This window comes from Tritonibacter horizontis (assembly GCF_001518015.1).
In the GTDB taxonomy this organism is placed as follows: domain Bacteria; phylum Pseudomonadota; class Alphaproteobacteria; order Rhodobacterales; family Rhodobacteraceae; genus Epibacterium; species Epibacterium horizontis.
Genome location: NZ_LPUY01000074.1, coordinates 159243 through 180413, shown reverse-complemented (window position 1 = coordinate 180413; position 21171 = coordinate 159243). Strand labels below are relative to the sequence as shown.

The following is a 21171-nucleotide window of genomic DNA, read 5'->3' as shown; positions in this document are numbered from 1 at the left end:
CGCCCCCAAAGTCGGACCAGACAGATGTGCTGCGGCCTGGTGCATCATTCTATTGGGAACCTGGGGGCATTATGGAACGCGACGAATGGCTTAACCGCCGAACGCACGGCGATGGAGTCGTCGAACTGCAATTGGGGCGGGCACCGGACAATCGCCTGTCGGGCGATTTTTTGCGCGACTTCGAACATGAGATCAGAGCGTTAAGTGCTGACCCTGAAGTTCGGTCAATCCTGCTGACCAGCCCGTTCAAGGATTTTTCGGTCGGGATCGACCCCGAGATCGAAGAGCCGGACAGTATCGCGGCCGAGCTGAACGGCGCCTTTCTGGCGCTTTATGCCTGTCCAAAACCGGTGGTTGTGGCCACGCTGGGGCTGAGCTCCGGGGCGGGCATGTTCTTTATCCTGGCCAGCGATCTGCGGGTGTCCCATGCGCGCGGCGCTTTTGAAATGATCGAAGTGCAGCAGGGAAAAGTCTTTCCCGTTGCCCTGATGGAGATCGCGCGCGCCGTGCTCGACACCAATACCCAGCGCCGGTTGATGTTGACGGGGCAACGGCTGGGGCCGATTGCCGCGCGCAACGCGCAGTTCATCGAAATCATCGCGGATGATTTGCAGGATCTGCATGGCTATGCGCTGAAGGAAGCCCGCAAACTGGCGGCGCTGCCGCAGGAGGCCTATGCCGCGATCAAACGCGACCTGCGGGCGGACTGCATTGCCCGCATCGAATCCCTGCTTGACGGCGCGTTGATGCCGCAAGCGACAGGATCGCGATTGGCAGGTTAGGCACCATCGCCGCCAGCGCAACACCAAACCCCGTGCAGCCTGCGCCCCCAATCCGGGCCAGGCCGCGCGGTTTTTTTTGGTTTATCCACCTGAGTGATCCGATAGATGGTGCACGTTTTCAATACGGTACACGCCGTTTTGAATCCTCACCCAGTGGGCTCACCACGGTGAGAAATCGCCGAACAGAGCTGCCTTTCTTGCGCAAAGGTAAAGACAGCGCCCCTCCAGGAGACCACATCTCAAGCCCCCTCTGTCACAGTCAGCCGCATTAAATCCCGAACCATACAGCGCTGCTGAAAAGGATATAAAATGCCTGCGACAGATCACTTCTCCAGCTTCAGTTCCGACCTGGGCTCTCCCGCAACCGGCGCGTTTGACGTGGTGCCTGACGACGGCGCAGATCTCAATGTGCTTCCGCGTGCGATCATGGTTGCGACCGCCGGCGATCTTGCGGTGATCATGAAGGACGGCAGCACCACCACCTTGCCCGCGCTGCAACCGGGCGTGCCCTATCCGGTCCGCGCCCGCCGGATCCTTGCAAGTGGGACAACCGCCACTGGCATCGTGGGGCTTTACTGATGGAGGGCATCTCGATCTCGCTAGAGAGCACGGCGCGCTTTGCCGTGATCGCGCAGCACGGCGGGCTGATTGGGATGGCGGGGCTCGCCTGTCTTTACGATCCCTCTGATCCGGGGACCCTGTTTCAGGACGCGGCGGGGCTGGTCCCGGTTGCGGCGGATGGCGATCCGGTCAGGCTGATCCGCAACAAGGTGGCGGAGAGCGATCATCTTGTTGCGCCCTCAGACGCCGCCCGCCCAACCTTTCGGTCGGTCAATGGCGTACAGTGGCTGGAGTTCGACCGGACGGATGACTACCTGGAAACCACCACGGTCGGCGGCGACAATCACACGGCCGTCATGGCCGCGCGTCCGCTTGCCGCTTCCGGGGTGAATGAAAGCCTCTGGTCCTTTGATGCGGTATCAAGGGACTACCAGGTCGAGGCCGGTGGCGCGGATAAATTCTACGGCAGAGTAAACTCCTCCGGGTTGGGATTGTCGGGCTTTCTCAATGATGTCGTGGACCGTCTTGATGTGGATTTTGTCGAAGCGGTGCGGCTGGATCTCGCGGCTGGAACGGCTGCGATGATCGTGGACGGCATGGTAGCCGACCAGCGGTCGGAATACACCACGCCGCTCCATCCAGGCCAGACCCTGCGGATCGCCGCCAACCGTGCGGCGACAAACCCATGCGGCATGCGAATGTATGCATTCGCTGTGTTCAATCGCGCCCTGACCGGTCCGGATCTGAGCGCCGTAACCACCTGGTTCGCAGCAAAGCAGGGGCGGACGATTTAAGGGCCTGTAGCTGGGCTGGCCACCTGCCAGTTCGGGCAATTGGCGTTTTCAGGCAGGCGCTACTTCTGTGGCATCCCCTTGGCCCGCATCAGCCGTTTTTGAGCGGCGATGCGGAACGGCGCGTTGGGACCGCCGAACCCTTTATACCCTTCACCGCGCTGCACGATTTCAAAGAAGACACCGCCCGCAAAACTGCGCGAGAAAAGTTGGAAAAACTCCGCCTCACCTTCGGCATCGTACAGAATATTCGCCGCTTTCATCGCCGCCAGTCGGTCGGGCGCGATGTCGAAACGTGCGGCGATGTCGTCGTAATAGTTGGCAGGGATCACCAGCGCCTCGAACCCCAGATCCGCAAGTTGCGGGGCCGTGGCAAAGATATCATCGGTTGCAAAGGCCAGATGTTGAACCGAGGCGCCAAAGCTTTCGGCCAGGAAATTGCCCGCCAGCGTGCGGTGGGTTTCGGCCCCGTTCAGCGTGATGCGAAGGCTGCCATCCGGTGTCCCGATCGCCTGACTGCGCACCAGCCCGTCGGGATCGACAACATCGATCATCGGCATTTTATGCATATCAAACAGGGACGTATAGAACAGCGACCAGCTGAGCATATCTTCATAGCTCATGGTCTGGGCAAGGTGGTCGATGCGGGTCAGGCCGGCCTCTGCCGTTTGTGGCGCCGCATCTGTCACAAATTCCACATCCCAGACCTGCGCGCCTTCCGGCTCTGGCTCAAGGAAATGCAGGACCGAACCGCCAAGCCCGCGGATCGCGGGAATGTCCAATTCGCCCGGCCCCAGCGGTTGACCAAAGGGATGCGCCCCAAGGGCCTGCGCCCGCGCGACGGTATCGGCCGCAGAGCGCACCGAGAGCCCCACGTCACAGACCGAGGTGCCACGGGCGTTCCAGGTGCTGGCGGCATGGCCTTCGGTTTCCGAATTCACCGCGATGCGCACCTCTCCCTGTTGCCAGAGGGTGATGGATTTGTTGCGATGGCTGCCGACCCGGCGAAAACCGAGTGTCGCCAAGGTCCGTCCCAGCCCGGCGGCCGCCTCGCCCCGCGCGGCAAATTCGACAAAGGCAACGCCATCTGTCTCGATCCGGGGCGGGAAGGCGGGCAGGGCAACGGCGGCCGACGGCTCTGTCCGGCGCACGTCATCCATCAACGCAACCAACGAACGATACCCATCCTGCGCCACGGCCAGCGGGTTGGACCCCCGGAACTGATCGTTGAAAATCTCAAGGCTGATGGGCCCCTGGTATCCGGCTGCCATCACCGCGCGCATGAACCCGGTCACATCCAGATCGCCTTCGCCCGGCATGTTTCGGAAATGCCGCGACCAATACAGCAGATCCATGTCGATCTGCGGCGCATCCGCCAGCTGCACGAAAAAAATCTTGTCGCCGGGAATGGCGCGAATGCTCTCCGGGCTGAGCTTGCGCCCCAAGGTGTGGAAACTGTCGAGGATCAGACCAACGTTGTCGTGATCGGCCCGGCGCACGATTTCCCAGGCATCCCGGTGGTCATTGACATGCCGCCCCCAGGCCAGGGCTTCATATCCGACACGCAGGCCGCGCGCCGCGGCGCGCCCGCCCAGTTCGTTGAGATCATCCGCCGCCCGTTCAATTCCGCCAAGGGCCTGTGGATGCACCGAGGAACAGATCAGCACGAGATCGGTCCCCAGCTCCTGCATCAGATCGAATTTTCGTTCCGCCCGGTCAAACGCTTTGTCGCGCAGGGCTCCCGGCAGGCATTCGAAATCCCGAAAGGGCTGAAACAGAGTGATCTCCAGCCCGTGATCGCGGATCATCTGACCGACCTCGCGCGGGGTACCTTCGTGGGTCAGAAAATCCTGTTCAAAGATCTCGATCCCGCCAAATCCCGCCTTGGCGATCGCGTCCAGTTTTTCAAGCAGGTTACCGGAGATCGAGACAGTGGCGATGGACGTTTTCATCTGCGGGTTTCCCTCAATATCCAAGCACGCGGGGCAGCCAGATCACGGTTTCCGGCACGAAGGTCAGGATCAGCAGCACCACCACCTCGACCAGGAAGAACGGCAGGATCGAGCGGGTCAGCCGCGCCATGCCGACCTGGGCAATGCCTTCGGCGACAAACATGCACAGACCCAAGGGCGGCGTGATGAGACCAATCATCAGGTTGAAAATCACCAGAATGCCGAAGTGGACCGGATCAACCCCCATGGAGACCGCAATGGGGTGCAGGATCGGCACCAGCACCAGCATCGCAGCGATCCCCTCAAGAAAGAGACCGACAAAGAGAAACAGCAGGATGACCGCGATCAGGAACATGGTCTTGCTCTCCACGTTTCCAAGCACCCAATCGGTGAGCATGTTGGGCACGCGGTTATAGGTCAAAAGCCAGTTGGCAGCGCCCACGGCGGCGATGATCACCAGGATCACGGCACTGTCCCGCATGGCATCGGTAAAGATCCGGGGCAGGGAGGTCAGGGTGATCTTGCGGTAGACAAACGCGCCCAGAAACAAGGCGTAAGCCACAGCAAAAGACGCCGCCTCGGTCGGGGTTACCACCCCGATCAGGATGGAGCCGACGACAAAAACCGGCATCAGCAGCGGCAGGATGCCGCCCAGCAGCGCCTGACCTGCGGATTGGGTGTCGGAGGTAACGCCGGGGGCAGGGTCCTTTACCTTGACCGTCAGCATGACATAGGCCGACAGGAACAGCGCCAGCATCAGCCCCGGAATGACCCCGGCCATAAACAGCGCCGGCACGGACACGCCGGAGACGATCAGCGCATAGATGATGACCGGGATCGAGGGCGGAATGATCGGGCCGATCACCGACGATGCCGCCGTCAGCGCCGCCGCAAAGGACCGGTCGTAACCGTGTTTTTCCATCTCGGGGATAAAGACCCGCCCGATGGCGGAGGTATCGGCAACCGCAGACCCGGACAGACCCGCAAAGATCACCGAAGCCCAGATATTGACCAACGCCAGCCCGGCCCGCATCCGCCCGACCAGAACATTGGCAAAGGCAATGATGCGGCCGGTGATCCCGCTTTCGTTCATCAGCTCTCCGGCCAGCACAAACAGCGGAATGGCCAGCAATGGGAAGGAATTCATGCTGCGGAACATCTCGGAGGCGACAATCCGCAAGCTGTAGGGGGCCTCTCCCGTTGCCATAAACACCAGCAGGGCAGAGATGATGGCAATTGCAATCGGGGCGCCGATGAGAAGACCGGCAATCAGAACAACGTAAACCATGGTCATGCGCTCCGCAGGGCGGAGAGACGTTCCGCGAATTTCAGGGTCGCAGCGAGGCACAGGAGCGCGCCGCCGATGGGCATGGCATATTGCCAGGTGCCGGTCTTCCCGATCCAGAGCAATGTCTCAAACCCGGTGGTGTCACTGAGCCAGCCCGCGGCCGATTTCAGACCAGAGGAGTCGAGGTTGCCGCGCCGGACCGCAAAGGCATGGCCCGCGAACATCAGACCCAGGCCGCTGAGCGCAGTGATCCCGTCCACCAGCAACCAAAGCCGCGCGCGCACCCGCTCGGACAGGAATTCCGTCAGCACGGTAAAGCGAATGTGGCGGTCCTGCATATAGGCGAGGGCAACGCCGAACATGACCCCGTAGATGGTGAGATAGATCGGCAATTCTTCGCCCCAGGGCAGGGACTTGCCAAGTGTGTAGCGCCGCAGCGCGTTCACGAAGATGATGGAAAAGACCAGGGCGATGGACAGGCCCGACAGGCCGGCGAGGATCCGTTCGACAAGGCGATTGAGACTGTGCATGGCAGTGACCTTTATGGTGACCGGACCGCCCCACGACAGGGCGGTCCGGGGTGTTCAAGTATCAGTTGGTGGCGGCAACGGCGGCCTGAAGGTTGTCGATCCAGACGGCATCGTCACCCAGTTCGCCGCGCAGATAGTCTACCACAGCAGGCTGCGCCTTTTCCGCAAAGGCTGCAATCTCGTCGGCAGTCGGCGAATAGACCTGCATGCCCTCGGCCTGCACCTTGTTCACGCCCTCGGCAGTGCCCCATTGCTGGATCGCACGGCCCATGGTGCCTGCCACACGGGCGGCTTTCTTGACCACTTCCTGCTCGGCCGGTTCCAGGCCCTCATAGAACTCATCCGAAATCAGAATGAAATCAGCCGCATAGACATGGCCGTCTAGGGTCATGTATTTCTGCAGCTTGTGCAGGGAGTTGTTGTAGATCACACCAACCGGGTTTTCCTGACCATCGACGACACCGGTCGACAGCGCATTCGGCAGTTCGGTCCAGGCAATCGGGGTCGGCTCGCCGCCCAGGCCCTTGACCATTTCCACATAGAGCGGGATCGGCTGCACGCGGAACTTCAGCCCTTCCATATCTGCGGGGCTTTTGATCTCGCGGGTGTTGTTGGTGAAGTTGCGGAACCCGGTTTCGCCATAGGCAAGGGTGCGCAGGCCGGTCTGTTCAAGACAATGCGCGGCCAGATCGTCACCGAAGGGACCGTCCAGCACTTCCCAGGCGACGGTGGCCGAGGAAAACGTGTAGGGAATATCCAGAACGGAAGCCGCCGGGCAGACCTTGGACATGGCACCGGAAACCAGGACCACCTGGGTCAGACCTTCCTGTGCCTGGCCGATCAGTTCATCCTCGTTGCCGAGCGCACCGGCTGGGAACAGCTCTACCGTCAGGTCGGTTTCGCCTTCGACGATGTTCTTGAACACATGGGCGGCGGCGCCCTTTTTCGATGCGGTCCAGTCGTCCGGGTCCACGTGAGCCAGACGAAGAGTTTGCGCCTGCGCCGTTGCGCCCATGCCAAGGGTCAATGCCGTTGCGGCGACTGTGGCCCATTTGGTGAAAGTTTTAGTCATGCTTTTCTCCTCCCGATAAGCAAAGTCAGGTCTTCAGGTGTGCGCGGGATCGCGCGATGGGACAAAGGCGTCGAATGTTGCCTTCATCCGGATTGGATCAGCCTTGCGGCCGGTAAACAGTTCAAAGGCGCGCACGGCCTGAAACACGGCCATTCCGGATCCGGGCAGAACCCGGCAGCCACGGGCGCGCGCAGCCCGCAACAACTCTGTTTCCAAAGGGAAATATACGATATCCGCCACCCACATCGTGGGCTGGAGCAAACTGGTTTCGACGGCTGTGCCGGGCAGTTTGGCCATGCCCATCGGGGTGGCGTTGACGATCCCGTCAGGGCGGTCGGATTGGATCAGGGCAGCGGCATCTTCGACCGCAACCGCGGCGCAGGTTTCATGGGTATGCGCAATCTGCGTTGCCAATGTTGCGGCCCGTTCCGGGTCGACATCGACAATCGACAGCTGCCGAACCCCAAGTTCCGCCAGCGCATGGGCAACCGCAACGCCGGCGCCACCGGCGCCGAACTGCAGCACATGGTCCAATGCCGCCCCGGGAAGCCCGCGCCGCAGCCCCTCGGCAAACCCCCAAAGGTCCGTGTTATGGCCAAACCGGCGGCCGTCACGAAACGCGATCGTATTGACCGCGCCAACCGATTTGGCGTTGGTGGACAGCGTATCAAGCAGCGGCAGAACCTCGATCTTGAACGGATAGGTGACGTTCAGCCCGCTGAACCCCATCATCTCTGCCGCATCGAGGATCTCGGCCAGCGGCCGATCCAACAGGTCGGCATCAAGTAGCTGATAGGCGGCATGCATGCCTTGCGATTCTGCCTCTGCGACATGCATCGCCGGGGTCCGCGAAAGCTGGATCCCCCGCCCCACAAGCCCAGCCAGCAGCGTCTCGCCACTTTCGCGCATCTGATGTCCTCCCCACATGACAAGCCTCATCGTGGCTCGTCCGAATCTCTCTCTTGCCCCAAAATGAACCGTGCGGTTAATTTAGTCAACAGGATTGAACCGCGCGGTTAAATGTGCCAATTAGGACAGATGAGGGAAGCGGGTGAAATGGCTGAAAAAACAGTGAAAAAAAACGTCGGTCGGTCCTGGAAACAGGATCCCGAAGCCGTCAAGGCGGATATCCTGCGGGCGGCCCGGGCGGAAATCGCAGAGCACGGTCTGTCCGGCGCCAGAGTGCAGGTGATCGCGGAACGGATCAAAACCTCCAAACGGATGATCTTTTACTATTTCGGCGACAAGGAAGGGCTCTACCGCGCGGTGCTCGAAGCGGAATACGCCAGCGTGCGAAAAGCAGAATCCGAGCTGGACCTGGACGGGTTGGAGCCGATGGCCGCGCTGCGGAAACTGGTGGAATTCACCTTTGATCACCACCGGGCCAACCCGGAGTTCATTCGGTTGGTGATGATCGAGAATATTCACAACGCCCGTCACCTGCGCGAATTGCAAAACCTGGCCACCACGAACTCTGTGGCGATCAAACAGCTGGAACGTATCTGCGAGGCCGGCAAGGCGGCGGGCGTGTTCCGGGCGGATGTTTCGCCGCTGGTGCTGCACTGGCAGATCAGCGCGATGAGTTTTTTCAATGTGGCAAACCAGATGACCTTCGCCACAAACTTTGGCGATGCCCTGTTTTCCGAAGCCGGTCAGGCGCAGCTCCGGGAAGAAACGGTGGGAAGCATCCTCAGCTCAGTGCGCAACTGAACGACTCCGCCCGGAGGGACGGGCCCAGATCAGAACCACCGCCACCACGATTTTTCGTGACAGGACAGGTGTTTATCCCTGCCGAAACAGATTCACGTGCTCGATTGGGGGGGCTGGTCGGGGGGAAGGTTTTAATGGCGCACCTGAGAGGATTCGAACCTCTGGCCTCTGCCTTCGGAGGGCAGCGCTCTATCCAGCTGAGCTACAGGTGCGTCTGTGGTGGGGATATACGCGCCCCTCAAAAACACTGCAATGGGAAAAACGCAGAAGTTCAGAATTCAGTGTGTTTTCCGGCTGATACGCCGAACGCGACGGCCTGTGGTGACGCAGATGTCTTTGAAACCAACGGTTTGCGCGCGACCAACCCTGAGGTTTCGCCGACAAACCGAACCGATCATGAGGCGGCAGGGGTCAGCCGCGCCAGCTGCGGACCACGCCGCAGTCCATGTGAACAAAATTCGACCCGTGATACCGTCCAACGCCACCGGCCTTGCAGGCTTGGGCCGCCTGCGCCATTTGCGAAACGGAGCGGGATGCGAGCCGCAGATCGGCGGCCTGTCCCTGCATATGTAGCGAATTTTTCGCCACACCGCGGGATCGGCTGCGCAACATCGAATTTGTCTGTGGGCTGCGATAGCCGGACAACAACATATAGGGTTCGGACACATCCAGAAGATTGTGCGATGCCGCCATGATGTCGATTGTCCGCAGATCAATCGACTTGATCTGATCGGTCCGCCAGTCGCGCATGAAGTGGTTCACTTCCTTGACGGCGTCCTTGATATAGTCGCCATCGATCCAGTACACCATATCCAGGCGTTCGCCCGTGCGACCGGAGTACATACGGATCCGTCGGATATCGCCGCCGCCGCGCAGAAAACCGGCGGCCTGGCTGTAGGTTGGGGCGGATGCAACGGCGGTCGCTGCAAAGGCCTTCAAGAGTGCTCGACGGGAAAACCCGAAATCTTTTTTTGCCATGTGAGGAGCGTTGTCCCGTACGCTTTTTTTGTTCCACAATTCCCGGTTGGACCGGGTTTTTTTCACGCTTTGTTGCGCAATGGATATATGGCACAGCAGGAATCGGGTGCCAACTCTTGAATGATCCCTTGCCAGAATGTGGTGATTTTTCGGCAATTTCTTGCGCAAAAGGGGAGGGCAGACGGGTTTTTCCCCCTAACCCGATGGAACAAAAAGCCAACCTAGGGGTTTCGCCGCATCAACGTTGCTGCTTTTGCATGCCTGATGGAAATGTGAATGGACTTGCAAGCCGGGCGTTTACCTATGCTGGCTTAAGGTCTAACTGGATCATCCGATTTGAAGCTTGGAGTTATTGAACAATGTCGCAGGCCCGCGCCCCAAAGATCACATCCTATGTCACCGCCGGTCTGTTCGCGGCCGGTCTTGGGGTTGCCCTCCATTGGGCCGATGCGGCTGAAGCCTCCACCACAGGATTTCGCCAAGCGGTGGCTGAAATGGCCTGGGAGGACGACTCCGTCGCCGCTTTTTATCGTGAAAACAACTATGATCCGATCTGGACCGCACAGACGGATGAGGCGCGCGCCCGACGTCAGGCGCTGATGCAGGCGCTGGACGAAGCCTCGGCGCATGGGTTGCCGGATATGTCCGTGGTGGCGGCCCGGTTGATCGAGCAGATGCGCGCGGTGAAATCGACCCGCGATCTGGGCGCCGTCGAAGTCGCCCTGAGCCGCGCCTTGGTCGATTATGCGACCGACCTTCAGACCGGTCTGATTAACAACCCCGAGAGCATTGACGACGGCATCGTCCGCAAAAAGCACAAGGTGGACATGGTTGCGATCCTGCGCGGGATTGAAACGCAGCGGCCGCAGGCGTTCCTGCAATCTCTTGTGCCGCATTCGACGCAGTACCGCGCCTTGCTGCGTGAAAAACTACGGCTGGAAACGCTGCTGGACGCAGGCGGCTGGGGCGCCCCGGTTCCGGTCCGCAAGATGGAGCCGGGCGACACCGGCACGGATGTGATTGCGCTGCGAAACCGTTTGGTGACCATGGGATACCTGACGCCCACCGCCGCACGGAGCTACGATCTGGCCTTGGAAGACGCGGTGCGCCGGTTCCAGGGCGAGCATGGGCTTGAGGTTGACGGGATCGCAGGCGAAGGCACGTTGAAAGAGGTCAACCGCCCGGTGACCGACCGGATCAAATCCGTCATTGTCGCGATGGAGCGCGAACGCTGGCTGACGCCAGATCGCGGCGACCGGCATGTTCTGGTCAACCAGACCGATTTCACCGCCAAGATCATCGACAAGGGCGAAGTCACCTTTGTCACCCGCTCTGTCATTGGTCGTAACAGCCATGACCGCCGGTCGCCGGAGTTCTCCGACGAGATGGAGCATATGGTGATCAACCCAAGCTGGTATGTCCCACGGTCCATCGTGACCAAGGAATATCTGCCCAAGCTGAAAAACAACCCCAACGCCCACAGCTATATCGAGATTACCGATAGCCGCGGGCGCGTCGTGGACCGCAACGCCGTGGATTTCACCCAGTTCACCCAGCGCAGCTTTCCCTTTGCCATGCGCCAGCCGCCGAGCCGCAGCAATGCCTTGGGTCTGGTGAAATTCATGTTCCCGAACAAATATAACATCTACCTGCACGATACGCCGCAAAAGAGCCTGTTCGGACGCGAGGTTCGGGCCTTTTCACATGGGTGTATCCGTCTGCAGGACCCGTTTGACTTTGCCTATGCCCTGCTTGCGGTGCAGGAAGACGATCCAAAGGGCTTTTTCCAAAGCGTCCTGAACAGCGGCAAGGAAACCAAGGTCGAACTGGAAACCAAGGTGCCGGTACACATCATCTATCGCACGGCTTTTGTCAGCGAAGATGGCCGCGCGGAGTTTCGCCGGGATGTCTATGGTCGCGATGCCAAGATCTGGGAGGCCCTGGAACGGGCAGGGGTAGTACTCCCCGGCGTTCAGGGTTAAGTCTCGGGCCAGGATCCGGTTCAGGAGGAATGGCCCGATGTTCAGCGTAGGTGAAATCGCAAAATCACTTGGTGCCGAAGCGGTTGGCGCGGTCGACTTTGTCATCTCAGGTGCAGCAGAACCCCAGGACGCCGGTCCGGACGCGCTGGCCATGGCGATGTCGCCCAAATATGGCGAGGCCCTGTCGCAGGGACGCGCCCGTGCGGCGCTGCTTTGGGAGGGGGCCGACTGGCAGGCGCTGGGTCTGGAGGCGGCGATCTTTGTCGCGCGGCCCCGCCTTGCGATGGGCGGATTGACGCGCATGCTGGACCCCGGCCAGCACGAAACGCCGGGTATCCATCCCTCCGCAGTGATCGACCCGAGCGCACAGATCGGGGCGGATGTCACAATCGGCCCGCTGGCGGTGATCGGCCCGAGAGCCCGCATCGGCAACGGATCGCTGATCGGCGCGCATTGCTTTATCGGGGCGGATGTCACCCTCGGAGTCGGTGCGAACTTGCGTGAAATGGTCTCCATCGGGGCCCGCGTGACGATCGGTGACCGGTTTCGCGCCCAGCCCGGCGCGCGCATTGCCGCCGATGGGTTTTCCTATGTCACGCCAGAGACCTCCGGGGTGGAAAACGTCCGCAAAACCTTGGGAGACCAGGGCGAAGCCAAGGCGCAAGCCTGGGTCAGGATACATTCACTTGGCTCCGTAAGGATCGGAAATGACGTGGAAATCGGTGCAAACGCCACGATTGACAATGGCACCATCCGGGACACGGAAATCGGCGATGGCACCAAGCTCGACAACCAGGTCCATATTGGTCACAACTGCCGCATCGGCGCTGATTGCCTGCTTTGTGGCCAAACCGGGTTGTCCGGTTCCGTGACAATTGGCGACAATGTCGTGCTCGGCGGACAATGTGGTGTTGCGGACAACACATTCATCGGGGATCGTGTCATCGCCGGGGGCGGCACCAAGATCCTGTCAAACGTCCCCGCCGGCCGCGTCATGATGGGGTATCCCGCCGTCAAGATGGACACCCATACGGAAATGTACAAAGCGCAACGCCGTCTGCCGCGAATGCTGCGCGACCTCGACGCGTTGAAAAAGGCTGTTTTCAAATAAGGTCGCAATCAGTAAACCACTCGCAAATGTTTCTCCCGCAGGAGCCGCCTTTATGAGCACGCAGGACAAGGTCATCGCAATCATCGCGGAACAGGCGGTCCTAGATCCGTCAGATGTTACCCTCGACAGCACCCTGGACGACCTCGGAATCGACAGCCTCGGTCTGGTCGAGTGCATTTTTGCGATCGAGGAAGAATTCGACATCACGATCCCGTTTAACGCGAACGAACCAAACGAGAGCGATTTTGACATCTCGAATGTGCGCGCGATTGTGGATGGCATCAATACGTTGATCGCCGACAAAGGCTGATCCCTGAAGCCAGCCGACCAAGAGGACAACAGATGAAACGTGTTGTGATCACCGGCGCCGGAACGATCAACGCGCTGGGTCATTCCACCGCCGCAACGCTGGAGGCGATGCGCGAGGGACGCTGCGGAATTGGCCCGCTGGAGTTCCGGGACGTGGATCGACTTGCCATCAAGATCGGCGGCCAAGTCCGTGATTTTGAGGCAGAAGGTCGCTTCAACCGGCAACAGATGGCGCTCTATGACCGGTTCACCCAGTTCACCCTGTTTGCCGCCGAAGAAGCGATCCGACAGTCTGGCCTGGAATTCATCGGGGAGCTGGCCGCGAAATCCGGCGTCGTGCTCGGCACCGCGGGCGGCGGTGTCTCGACCTGGGACGACAACTACAGATCGGTCTATGAGGACGGCAAGAACCGGGTGCATCCCTTTGTGGTGCCAAAGCTGATGAACAACGCCGCCGCCAGCCATGTGTCGATGGAATACAACCTGAAGGGGCCAAGCTATACGGTCTCGACCGCTTGTGCCTCGTCAAACCACGCCATGGCACAGGCCTTTCAGATGGTGCGCAGCGGGATGAGCCCGGCAATGATCACCGGCGGGTCGGAATCGATGTTGTGTTTTGGCGGGGTCAAGGCCTGGGAAGGCCTGCGTGTGATGTCCAAGGATGCCTGTCGTCCCTTCAGCGCCAATCGCAATGGTATGGTGCAGGGGGAAGGGGCCGGCATTTTTGTCTTTGAGGAATACGAACACGCGCGCGCCCGCGGGGCCGAGATCCTGTGCGAGATCGTCGGCTACGCCATGAGTTCTGACGCTGCGGATATCGTGATGCCCAGCAAACAGGGGGCGGCGCGGGCCATTTCCGGAGCGTTGAAAGATGCCGGGGTCAATGCCTCGGAGGTCGGTTATATCAATGCCCACGGCACCGGGACGGCCGCGAATGACAAGACCGAATGCGCCGCTGTTGCCGATGTCTTTGGCCCGCATGCCGACAGCCTGATGATGTCTTCGACAAAATCAATGCATGGGCATTTGATCGGTGGCACCGGTGCGGTGGAGCTATTGGCCTGCATCATGGCGCTGCGCGACGGGGTGATTGCCCCCACCATCGGCTATGAAGAGCCGGATCCAGAATGCGCGCTGGACGTGGTGCCGAACGAGGCCCGCGAGGCGAAGGTCTCTGTTGCGCTTTCCAACGCCTTTGCCTTTGGCGGGCTGAACGCGGTCCTTGCACTGAAACGGGTCTAGGCCAGGGGCGGCCCAAGGGGGCCGTGGCCTTCGATGCCCGTACGGTTCCCCTCAAACAAACGGCCCCCACGCAGTGATATCTGCGCGCGGGCCGCTTTTTTTGCAAACAGTCGGTTGGATTACTGCGACACGACATCCACGGCGTTATAGCCAGATGTGAAGCCGCTCAGCGACATCTTGACCGACACCACCGTCTCTGGGGCGGGGGCCGGGCGCAGGCTGAATGTCGCCGCGCTGCCCTGTTTAAAGGCATTGATATCGGCCTCGGTCAGTCCAATCTGCGCCACGCAGCCGGCGCTGTTGCAGAAGGAGAAATTATACCGCTTGCCCGGCGCACCATCGACCGAGATCGACAGGCCAGCGGGCAAGAGCGTTTCCAGCGGCGCGATCACTGTCGCCCCGGCAACCGCCTGGCCACCACCGGCGGTATCGATGCGAAACAGCGAGACCTCGGCAACCGGGCCGCCTTCGTCATCGACGAGCACCTGAACCAGCGAACAGGGGTCTTCGCCCGAGTTCGTCCGGACGCATGCCAGATCCCAATCTCCGAATTTCTCTTTGGAATACCGCTGACCGACCTGTGAGGCGTCATCATTGGGCGTTCCGAGATCAAGAAGCTGATCGGCGTTTGGCTTGGGCGCCGGCGTGCCGTCTTCTGTAGTTTCCGCAGTCTGTTCAACTGCATCCTGTTCGGTCGTCTCTTGTGCCAGAGCGGGCGCATGCGCCGCAATCAGAACGGCAAGAGAGAGCGAGCTGAGGGATTTCAACATGAATGCCTCTTCTGTTTGGTTTATTGTTCGCATGTAACATGACCACCCGGATGTGTCAGGGGAATAAAACCGCCAGCCCCCGCAATTCCCGGCAGAATTCCCTGGTTTTGGGCTCGTCTGCGGAATGTTGCCAATCACCAGGTCTGGGGCAGAAGACAATCCGAGGGTCGGCCCGATGCGAAAAAAAGCGCCCCCCCACCAGAGCCGGGCCGGAAGGCGCCAGATCAAGGCTGACCGATTCAAAATCCGCTGCCGCGACAGGAGCCGTCAGACACGAAAAAGGGGGCCAGAAGCCCCCTTTTTGCAAACACATCTCCCCGTCGGACTGGCCGACTTAGTTATTAATCAGAACGTTACGAGCGAATTCCCGCCCGGTCAACATCCAATAACAAAAAAAATCAGTATCTGTTTCAAACGGACCTTTTGCGCTTCTTTTGCTGAAGAAATGTGACAAGTTCCAACATGACAGGCAGGCTGTCGAAAAAAATGGCCGTGCACAAGGCACGGCCAGTCTGACAGGGAGGAAATGTCCGCCGGAAAACCGCATTGGAACCGACGGGCAAGTTCAGGCTGGCACGGAAAGGTTAACATTGTATTTTCGTTCCATAAGCGCCGTTAGGAGTTATGAAGGAATGCCAGAGGAAATATTTATCGGTGGCGGCGGGCCGGACTACGCCGACCCCCAGTATATGTCATTGAAATATGCCAACCGACACGGTCTGATTGCAGGGGCGACCGGAACGGGTAAAACCGTTACACTTCAAATCCTTGCAGAGAGTTTCTCGCAGCAGGGCGTGCCGGTGTTTCTGGCCGATGTCAAAGGCGATCTGTCTGGTCTAGCCAACAGCGGCAGGGCCGATGCGCCGCTCCATGACGCCTTTGTTAAAAGATCGCAAAAAATCGGATTTACTGCGTTTTCTTACCAGAACGTCCCCGTCGCCTTTTGGGATCTCTTTGGTGAACAGGGTCATCCAATCCGCACGACCGTTGCCGAAATGGGCCCACTTCTGCTGTCCCGCCTGCTGGACCTGAGCGAAGCACAAGAAGGCATCCTCAACATCGCCTTTCGTCTGGCGGATGAACAGGCGCTGCCGCTGCTTGATCTGAAGGACCTGCAGGCGCTGTTGGTCTGGGTCGGTGAAAACCGGGCCGCGCTGTCGCTGCGCTATGGCAATGTCTCGACCGCATCAATCGGCGCCATTCAGCGGCGCCTGCTGGTGCTGGAAAACCAGGGCGGCTCCGGCATGTTTGGCGAACCCGCGCTGGAGCTGGCAGATCTGATGCGCTGTGACGCGTCGGGGCAGGGGATCGTGAACATCCTTGCCGCCGACACGCTGATGGCCGCCCCGAAACTCTATGCGACCTTCCTGCTGTGGTTGCTGAGTGAATTGTTCGAAACGCTGCCGGAGGTTGGTGATCCGGACAAACCAAAGCTGGTGTTCTTTTTCGACGAAGCGCATCTGCTGTTTGAGGATGCGCCAAAGGCGCTGGTGGACAAGGTGGAACAGGTGGCGCGTCTGATCCGCTCCAAAGGGGTCGGCATCTATTTCGTGACGCAGTCGCCGGATGACATCCCCGAAGATATTCTGGGCCAGTTGGGCAACCGCGTTCAGCATGCACTGCGTGCCTTTACCGCCCGAGACCGCAAAAAACTGAAACTGGCGGCCGAAACCTATCGGGAAAACCCGCGCTTTTCCACCGAAGAGGCCATCCGCGCCGTCGGTGTCGGCGAGGCCGTGACCTCGATGCTGGAAAAGAAAGCCGTGCCGGGGATCGTCGAACGAACGCTGATCCGGCCCCCGTCCAGCCAGCTGGGCCCGATTACCCCGGCGGAGCGGCGCGCAGTGATCGAATCCTCCGGCCTGTCGTCAAAGTATGACACGCCGATTGACCGGCACTCCGCCTATGAGATCCTGAAATCGCGGGCCGACGACGCGGCGGCGGCGGCAGAAGTGGCCGAAACCGAGGCCGAAGCTGCGGCCGACCCGATGGTGCGCGAATTCAATGCTGCACGGCGATACAGCGGCGGCCGGGTGGGCCGATCGACGTCGCGCCGCGTTGGCGGCGGCGACACCTTTGCCTCCGCCATGTCAGAAGCGGTCATCAAGGAGCTGAAAGGCACCACCGGCAGACGCTTGGTCCGTGGCATCCTCGGCGGCCTGTTCAAGGGGCGCTGAGGCGCCTTCACCCGGCCCTGCACAGCAAAACGCCGCCCATGTCAGGGCGGCGTTTTTTGTTATTTTTCCGGGATCAAGCCGCGAGGGCTGAACCTGAGGACCAGCAGGAGTATCAGCCCCATGGTCAACAGGCGCATATGCGCCGCACTTTCCATCAGATGCGCGCGCAGGGCGCTGTCCGGGTCCATGCCGGCCGTCAGGACCTCGATCAGGATCGTCCCCAGCGGTTCGACCTTGATCCACAGGAACCAGACCAGAAGACCGCCCAGCACCGAGCCGAAATTGTTGCCCGATCCCCCGACAATCACCATCACCCAGATCAGAAAGGTAAACCGCAGCGGGTTATAGGTGCCAGGTGTCAACTGGCTGTCGAGGGTGGTCATCATGGCACCGGCAATCCCGCAGACCGCCGAGCCGAGGATAAAGATCTGCAAATGTCGCCGGGTGACATTCTTGCCCATCGCGTTTGCGGCGACCTCATTGTCGCGAATGGCGCGCATCATCCGGCCCCAGGGGCTCTTCAACGCCATCTGCGCCATCCACAGCAGAACCAGCAGGACCACGGTGAAGAGCAAGGAATAGCCCAGTTTGACATAAAGGGTCGAGGCTGTGGTCGGGTCGAACCCCCAGCTGGCCGCGCTTGCAACAAAACCAGGATCATTCTGCAGGTCGACCTCATAGGGCACCGGACGCGGCAGACCGACCACATTTTTCACCCCGCGCGACAACCAGTCCTCGTTCTTGAGCACTGAGAGGATGATTTCGGCAATGCCAAGGGTTGCAATCGCAAGGTAGTCGGACCGCAGACCCAAGGCGGTCTTGCCGATGACCCAGGCGACACCGGCGGCCAGGATGCCCCCGATCGGCCAGGCCAGCAGCACCGGCAGACCCAGTCCGCCAATATTGCCTTCCAGCGCGGGATTGATGCTTTCGACCGCTTCAACTCCGGGGTCCAGAACCATGCGATAGATAAAGAAACCCGCGATCAGCGTCGCAATCATTCCGACCATGCGCGGCCGGCCCGGCGCCAGTTTCTGATAGGCCAGAATAGCGCCGCCGATGGTGGTCGCCCCCAGCACCAGGGCCAGCAGAATACGCTGACCACCGATGTCCCAGGCACCGGGTGTTGCCGGCATCGAAGTCAGCACGACAGCCAGCCCGCCAAGGGCGGTAAACCCCATGATGCCAACATTGAACAGCCCGGCAAACCCCCATTGCAGGTTCACCCCTAGCGCCATGATTGCCGAAATCAGCCCCATGTTCAGGATGGTCAGCGAGGAATTCCAGGATCCCGAAAACACCCCAAGCGCGGAGGTCGTGCCCTCCAGCACCAACAGCAGCGCGACGCCGATGAACAGAAGCGTATGTTTCACTCTTTCGGTCATACCGCTTTTCCTTTGAAAATGCCGGTGGGTTTGAACAGCAGGACAACAATCAGGATCGCAAAGGAGACGGCGAATTTGTAATCCGTACTCAAAAGCTGCACCAACCCATCAGGTTCCAGGCTCTCGGGCAGCAGGTAACCGGCGACCTTTTTCCAGGCATAGGTGATCATCACCTCGCTCATCGCGATCACAAACCCGCCGGCGATGGCCCCCAGCGGGCTCCCTAGCCCGCCAACGATGGCAGCCGCGAAAATCGGCAGGAGAAGTTGGAAATAGGTGAAAGGTTTGAAGGACTTATCAAGTCCATACAAGGTCCCGGCAATGGTCGCCAAGGCGGCAACGATCAGCCAGGTGATCATCACCACCCGCTCCGGGTTGATACCAGAGAGCAGCGCCAGGTCCTCGTTGTCGGAATAGGCCCGCATGGATTTACCGGTGCGGGTCCGGTTCAGGAACCAGAACAGCACCGCGACCACGACGATGGCCGTCACCACCGTGATCCCTTGCGAGGTCTTGATCGCCAGCCCTTCGTCCAGGCCGGTCATCTCCTTGAACGCGCGGGCCTTGATGATGAACCGCTCGCCATCCTCGAACCGCTGATCGCCGGGACCGATGACAAAGCGGACCAGCCCGTTCATCATGAACATCACACCGAGCGAGACCATGACAAAGACCACCGGCTTGGCTTTTTGCTGTCGATAGAACCGAAAGACGACCCGATCCGTTCCCACCAGTAGACCCATCGTCGCCAGAATGCCGAAGGGCAGGGCAAGAAGGGCGGTGGGCAGCGGGCCCGCGCTGATCCCCATCGATTGAAACCACCAGGTGAACAGGATCGTCACCATGGTGCCGAACGCCATGGTGTCGCCATGGGCAAAATTAGAAAACCGCAGGATGCCATAGATCAACGTCACGCCAAGCGCGCCAAGCGCCAGTTGGCTGCCGTAGGCGATACCGGGGATCAGAACGAAATTGGACAATGCCACAACGGCGTTGAGGAAATCCATAGCTCAGCCCCCCAGAAAGGATTTGCGCACATCGGGATCGGTCAGAAGCTCTTGCCCCGTGCCGGTAAAGGCATTGCGCCCCTGCACCAGAACATAGCCTTTGTCTGCGATCTCAAGGGCTTGTTTGGCGTTCTGTTCGACCATCAGGATCGGCAGTCCGGTGCGCGCCACTTCGATAATGCGGTCGAACAGCTCGTCCATGACAATCGGCGATACGCCGGCGGTCGGCTCGTCCAGCATCAAAACCTTGGGTTTGGTCATCAACGCGCGCCCCACTGCCACCTGCTGGCGCTGCCCGCCCGAAAGTTCACCTGCGGCCTGGTTGCGTTTTTCCTTCAGGATCGGAAAGAGGTGATAGACCTGTTCCATGGTTTCGGAAAAGTCATCGCGCCGAATAAAGGCGCCCATTTCCAGATTTTCCTCTACCGTCATCGAGGTGAAGATATTGCTGGATTGCGGCACGAACCCCATGCCCTTGACGACACGGTCCTGCGGGCTGAGGTGGGTGATGTCTTCCCCGGCCAGCCGCACGGAGCCGCCGCGCAGGGTCAACATGCCAAAGGCCGCCTTCATCGCTGTGGATTTCCCAGCCCCGTTGGGTCCGACAATCACGGCGATCTCACCCGGGTTCACTGCGATGGTGCAATCATGCAGGATATCCGGCCCCTTGCCATAGCCCCCGGTCATGCGGTCACCGATTAGAAAGGGTTCGCTCATTGGCTGCCCCCTGATGTTTTGTTTTTATTTTTCAATCCAGTACCCAAGTATGCTTCGATGACATGCTCGTTCGCCTTGATCTCGTCCAGCGTGCCTTCGGCGAGCTTGCGGCCCTCGGCCATCACGATCACGGGATCACAAAGCCGGTCGATAAATTCCATGTCGTGTTCGATCACGACAAAGGTATAGCCACGTTCTTCGTTCAGACGTTTGATGGCATCGGCAATCGTGTAGAGCAGGGTTCTGTTGACGCCGGCGCCGACCTCATCCAGAAAAACGATCTTGGCATCGACCATCATGGTGCGCCCGAGTTCCAGCAGCTTCTTCTGACCGCCGGAAATTTCACCTGCCTTGAGGTCCGCAATATGGCTGATGGTGAGGAATTCCAGGACCTCATCCGCCTTGGCTCTGAGGGCGCGTTCTTCTTCGGCGATCCGCTTGCGTCCAAACCATGTGTTCCACAGGGTTTCGCCCGATTGATGGCCCGGAACCATCATCAGGTTCTCGCGGCAGGTCATCGACGAAAACTCATGCGCGATCTGAAAGGTGCGCAAAAGCCCCTTGTGAAACAGCTCATGCGGGGCCAGGCCGGTGATGTCCTCGCCCTCCATCAGAACCCGACCGGATGTCGGAGGAAGAACGCCCGCTACGACGTTGAAAAGCGTGGTTTTACCTGCACCATTTGGTCCGATCAAACCGGTGATGGATCCCTTTTTGATGGTCAGCGAAGCGCCGTCCACCGCATGGAATCCGCCGAAGTGCTTGTGCAGGTCCTCGACGACGATCATGTCATTTTATCCCTTGTCG

20 protein-coding genes and 1 tRNA gene are annotated in these 21171 nt (G+C 60.0%); 9 read left to right on the top strand and 12 right to left on the bottom strand.

Going from position 1 to position 21171, the window contains the following annotated elements; all coding sequences use genetic code 11:
• Positions 1–71: 71 nt before the first annotated feature.
• The 3 genes from TRIHO_RS13060 (at position 72) to TRIHO_RS13050 (ending at position 2137) form a co-directional block, all read left to right on the top strand.
• Entirely contained in the window at positions 72–782 is a 711-nt protein-coding gene (locus TRIHO_RS13060; RefSeq protein ID WP_068244319.1) for an enoyl-CoA hydratase/isomerase family protein, read from the top strand.
• Positions 783–1091: 309 nt separating this feature from the next.
• Positions 1092–1361 (top strand): spike base protein, RCAP_Rcc01079 family, encoded by a 270-nt coding sequence (locus tag TRIHO_RS13055; RefSeq protein WP_068244316.1) that lies wholly within the window; start codon positions 1092–1094, stop codon positions 1359–1361.
• Positions 1361–2137, top strand: a complete 777-nt coding sequence (locus TRIHO_RS13050; protein WP_068244313.1) for a hypothetical protein — start codon at positions 1361–1363, stop codon at positions 2135–2137. The genes TRIHO_RS13055 and TRIHO_RS13050 overlap by 1 nt, the downstream gene beginning before the upstream one ends.
• Before the next feature lie 59 nt (positions 2138–2196).
• Here the strand turns inward: TRIHO_RS13050 and TRIHO_RS13045 are convergent, their stop codons facing one another.
• The 5 genes from TRIHO_RS13045 to TRIHO_RS13025 all read right to left on the bottom strand — a co-directional run bounded on the left by TRIHO_RS13045 (position 2197) and on the right by TRIHO_RS13025 (position 7885).
• Positions 2197–4086 carry a bifunctional sugar phosphate isomerase/epimerase/4-hydroxyphenylpyruvate dioxygenase family protein gene (locus tag TRIHO_RS13045; protein ID WP_068244310.1) on the bottom strand — a complete coding sequence of 630 codons (1890 nt, stop codon included), beginning with the start codon at positions 4084–4086 and terminating at the stop codon, positions 2197–2199.
• A gap of 13 nt (positions 4087–4099) precedes the next feature.
• Positions 4100–5380 carry a TRAP transporter large permease gene (locus TRIHO_RS13040; protein ID WP_232367782.1) on the bottom strand — a complete coding sequence of 427 codons (1281 nt, stop codon included), beginning with the start codon at positions 5378–5380 and terminating at the stop codon, positions 4100–4102.
• A complete protein-coding gene (locus tag TRIHO_RS13035; RefSeq protein ID WP_068244307.1) occupies positions 5377–5904 on the bottom strand; it encodes a TRAP transporter small permease in 528 nt (175 codons plus the stop codon). Before TRIHO_RS13035 ends, TRIHO_RS13040 begins: the two co-directional genes overlap by 4 nt.
• Before the next feature lie 61 nt (positions 5905–5965).
• Positions 5966–6976 (bottom strand): DctP family TRAP transporter solute-binding subunit, encoded by a 1011-nt coding sequence (locus TRIHO_RS13030; RefSeq protein WP_068244304.1) that lies wholly within the window; start codon positions 6974–6976, stop codon positions 5966–5968.
• Positions 6977–7009: 33 nt separating this feature from the next.
• On the bottom strand, positions 7010–7885 hold the full coding sequence (locus TRIHO_RS13025; RefSeq protein WP_068244301.1) for a shikimate dehydrogenase: 876 nt from the start codon (positions 7883–7885) through the stop codon (positions 7010–7012).
• A gap of 147 nt (positions 7886–8032) precedes the next feature.
• Here TRIHO_RS13025 and TRIHO_RS13020 point away from each other — a divergent pair, with 147 nt between their 5' ends.
• Positions 8033–8686 carry a TetR family transcriptional regulator gene (locus TRIHO_RS13020; protein ID WP_068244298.1) on the top strand — a complete coding sequence of 218 codons (654 nt, stop codon included), beginning with the start codon at positions 8033–8035 and terminating at the stop codon, positions 8684–8686.
• A 135-nt stretch (positions 8687–8821) separates the two neighbouring features.
• Here the strand turns inward: TRIHO_RS13020 and TRIHO_RS13015 are convergent.
• Together TRIHO_RS13015 and TRIHO_RS13010 are read right to left on the bottom strand one after the other, a co-directional pair.
• Positions 8822–8898: transfer RNA gene (locus tag TRIHO_RS13015), tRNA-Arg, on the bottom strand.
• Between the two features lie 199 nt (positions 8899–9097).
• Positions 9098–9664, bottom strand: a complete 567-nt coding sequence (locus TRIHO_RS13010; RefSeq protein WP_068244295.1) for a YcbK family protein — start codon at positions 9662–9664, stop codon at positions 9098–9100.
• A gap of 359 nt (positions 9665–10023) precedes the next feature.
• Between TRIHO_RS13010 and TRIHO_RS13005 the strand changes: the two genes are divergently transcribed.
• The 4 genes from TRIHO_RS13005 to TRIHO_RS12990 are packed head-to-tail and all read left to right on the top strand — an operon-like array spanning position 10024 to position 14308.
• A complete protein-coding gene (locus TRIHO_RS13005; RefSeq protein WP_068244292.1) occupies positions 10024–11646 on the top strand; it encodes a L,D-transpeptidase family protein in 1623 nt (540 codons plus the stop codon).
• Between the two features lie 37 nt (positions 11647–11683).
• On the top strand, positions 11684–12757 hold the full coding sequence (gene lpxD / locus TRIHO_RS13000) for a UDP-3-O-(3-hydroxymyristoyl)glucosamine N-acyltransferase (RefSeq protein WP_068244289.1): 1074 nt from the start codon (positions 11684–11686) through the stop codon (positions 12755–12757).
• A gap of 52 nt (positions 12758–12809) precedes the next feature.
• A complete protein-coding gene (locus tag TRIHO_RS12995; RefSeq protein WP_068244286.1) occupies positions 12810–13067 on the top strand; it encodes an acyl carrier protein in 258 nt (85 codons plus the stop codon).
• 32 nt (positions 13068–13099) lie between these two features.
• Positions 13100–14308: a beta-ketoacyl-[acyl-carrier-protein] synthase family protein gene (locus tag TRIHO_RS12990; RefSeq protein WP_068244282.1), complete on the top strand. Its 1209-nt coding sequence runs from the start codon at positions 13100–13102 to the stop codon at positions 14306–14308.
• A gap of 119 nt (positions 14309–14427) precedes the next feature.
• Here the strand turns inward: TRIHO_RS12990 and TRIHO_RS12985 are convergent, their stop codons facing one another.
• Positions 14428–15078, bottom strand: a complete 651-nt coding sequence (locus TRIHO_RS12985) for an invasion associated locus B family protein (protein ID WP_068244279.1) — start codon at positions 15076–15078, stop codon at positions 14428–14430.
• Between the two features lie 632 nt (positions 15079–15710).
• On the opposite strand from TRIHO_RS12985, the gene TRIHO_RS12980 reads away from it, so the two are divergent.
• Entirely contained in the window at positions 15711–17255 is a 1545-nt protein-coding gene (locus tag TRIHO_RS12980; protein ID WP_068244276.1) for a helicase HerA-like domain-containing protein, read from the top strand.
• A 59-nt stretch (positions 17256–17314) separates the two neighbouring features.
• Here the strand turns inward: TRIHO_RS12980 and TRIHO_RS12975 are convergent, their stop codons facing one another.
• From TRIHO_RS12975 to TRIHO_RS12960, 4 genes are read right to left on the bottom strand one after another with little or no spacing between them, the layout of a single operon-like run.
• Positions 17315–18640, bottom strand: a complete 1326-nt coding sequence (locus TRIHO_RS12975; protein ID WP_068244273.1) for a branched-chain amino acid ABC transporter permease — start codon at positions 18638–18640, stop codon at positions 17315–17317.
• Positions 18637–19647 carry a branched-chain amino acid ABC transporter permease gene (locus tag TRIHO_RS12970; protein WP_068244270.1) on the bottom strand — a complete coding sequence of 337 codons (1011 nt, stop codon included), beginning with the start codon at positions 19645–19647 and terminating at the stop codon, positions 18637–18639. Before TRIHO_RS12970 ends, TRIHO_RS12975 begins: the two co-directional genes overlap by 4 nt.
• A 3-nt stretch (positions 19648–19650) precedes the next feature.
• A complete protein-coding gene (locus TRIHO_RS12965) occupies positions 19651–20364 on the bottom strand; it encodes an ABC transporter ATP-binding protein (protein ID WP_068244267.1) in 714 nt (237 codons plus the stop codon).
• Positions 20361–21152, bottom strand: coding sequence for an ABC transporter ATP-binding protein (locus TRIHO_RS12960; protein ID WP_068244264.1), 792 nt, complete (start codon positions 21150–21152; stop codon positions 20361–20363). The genes TRIHO_RS12965 and TRIHO_RS12960 overlap by 4 nt, the downstream gene beginning before the upstream one ends.
• Positions 21153–21171: the final 19 nt, after the last annotated feature.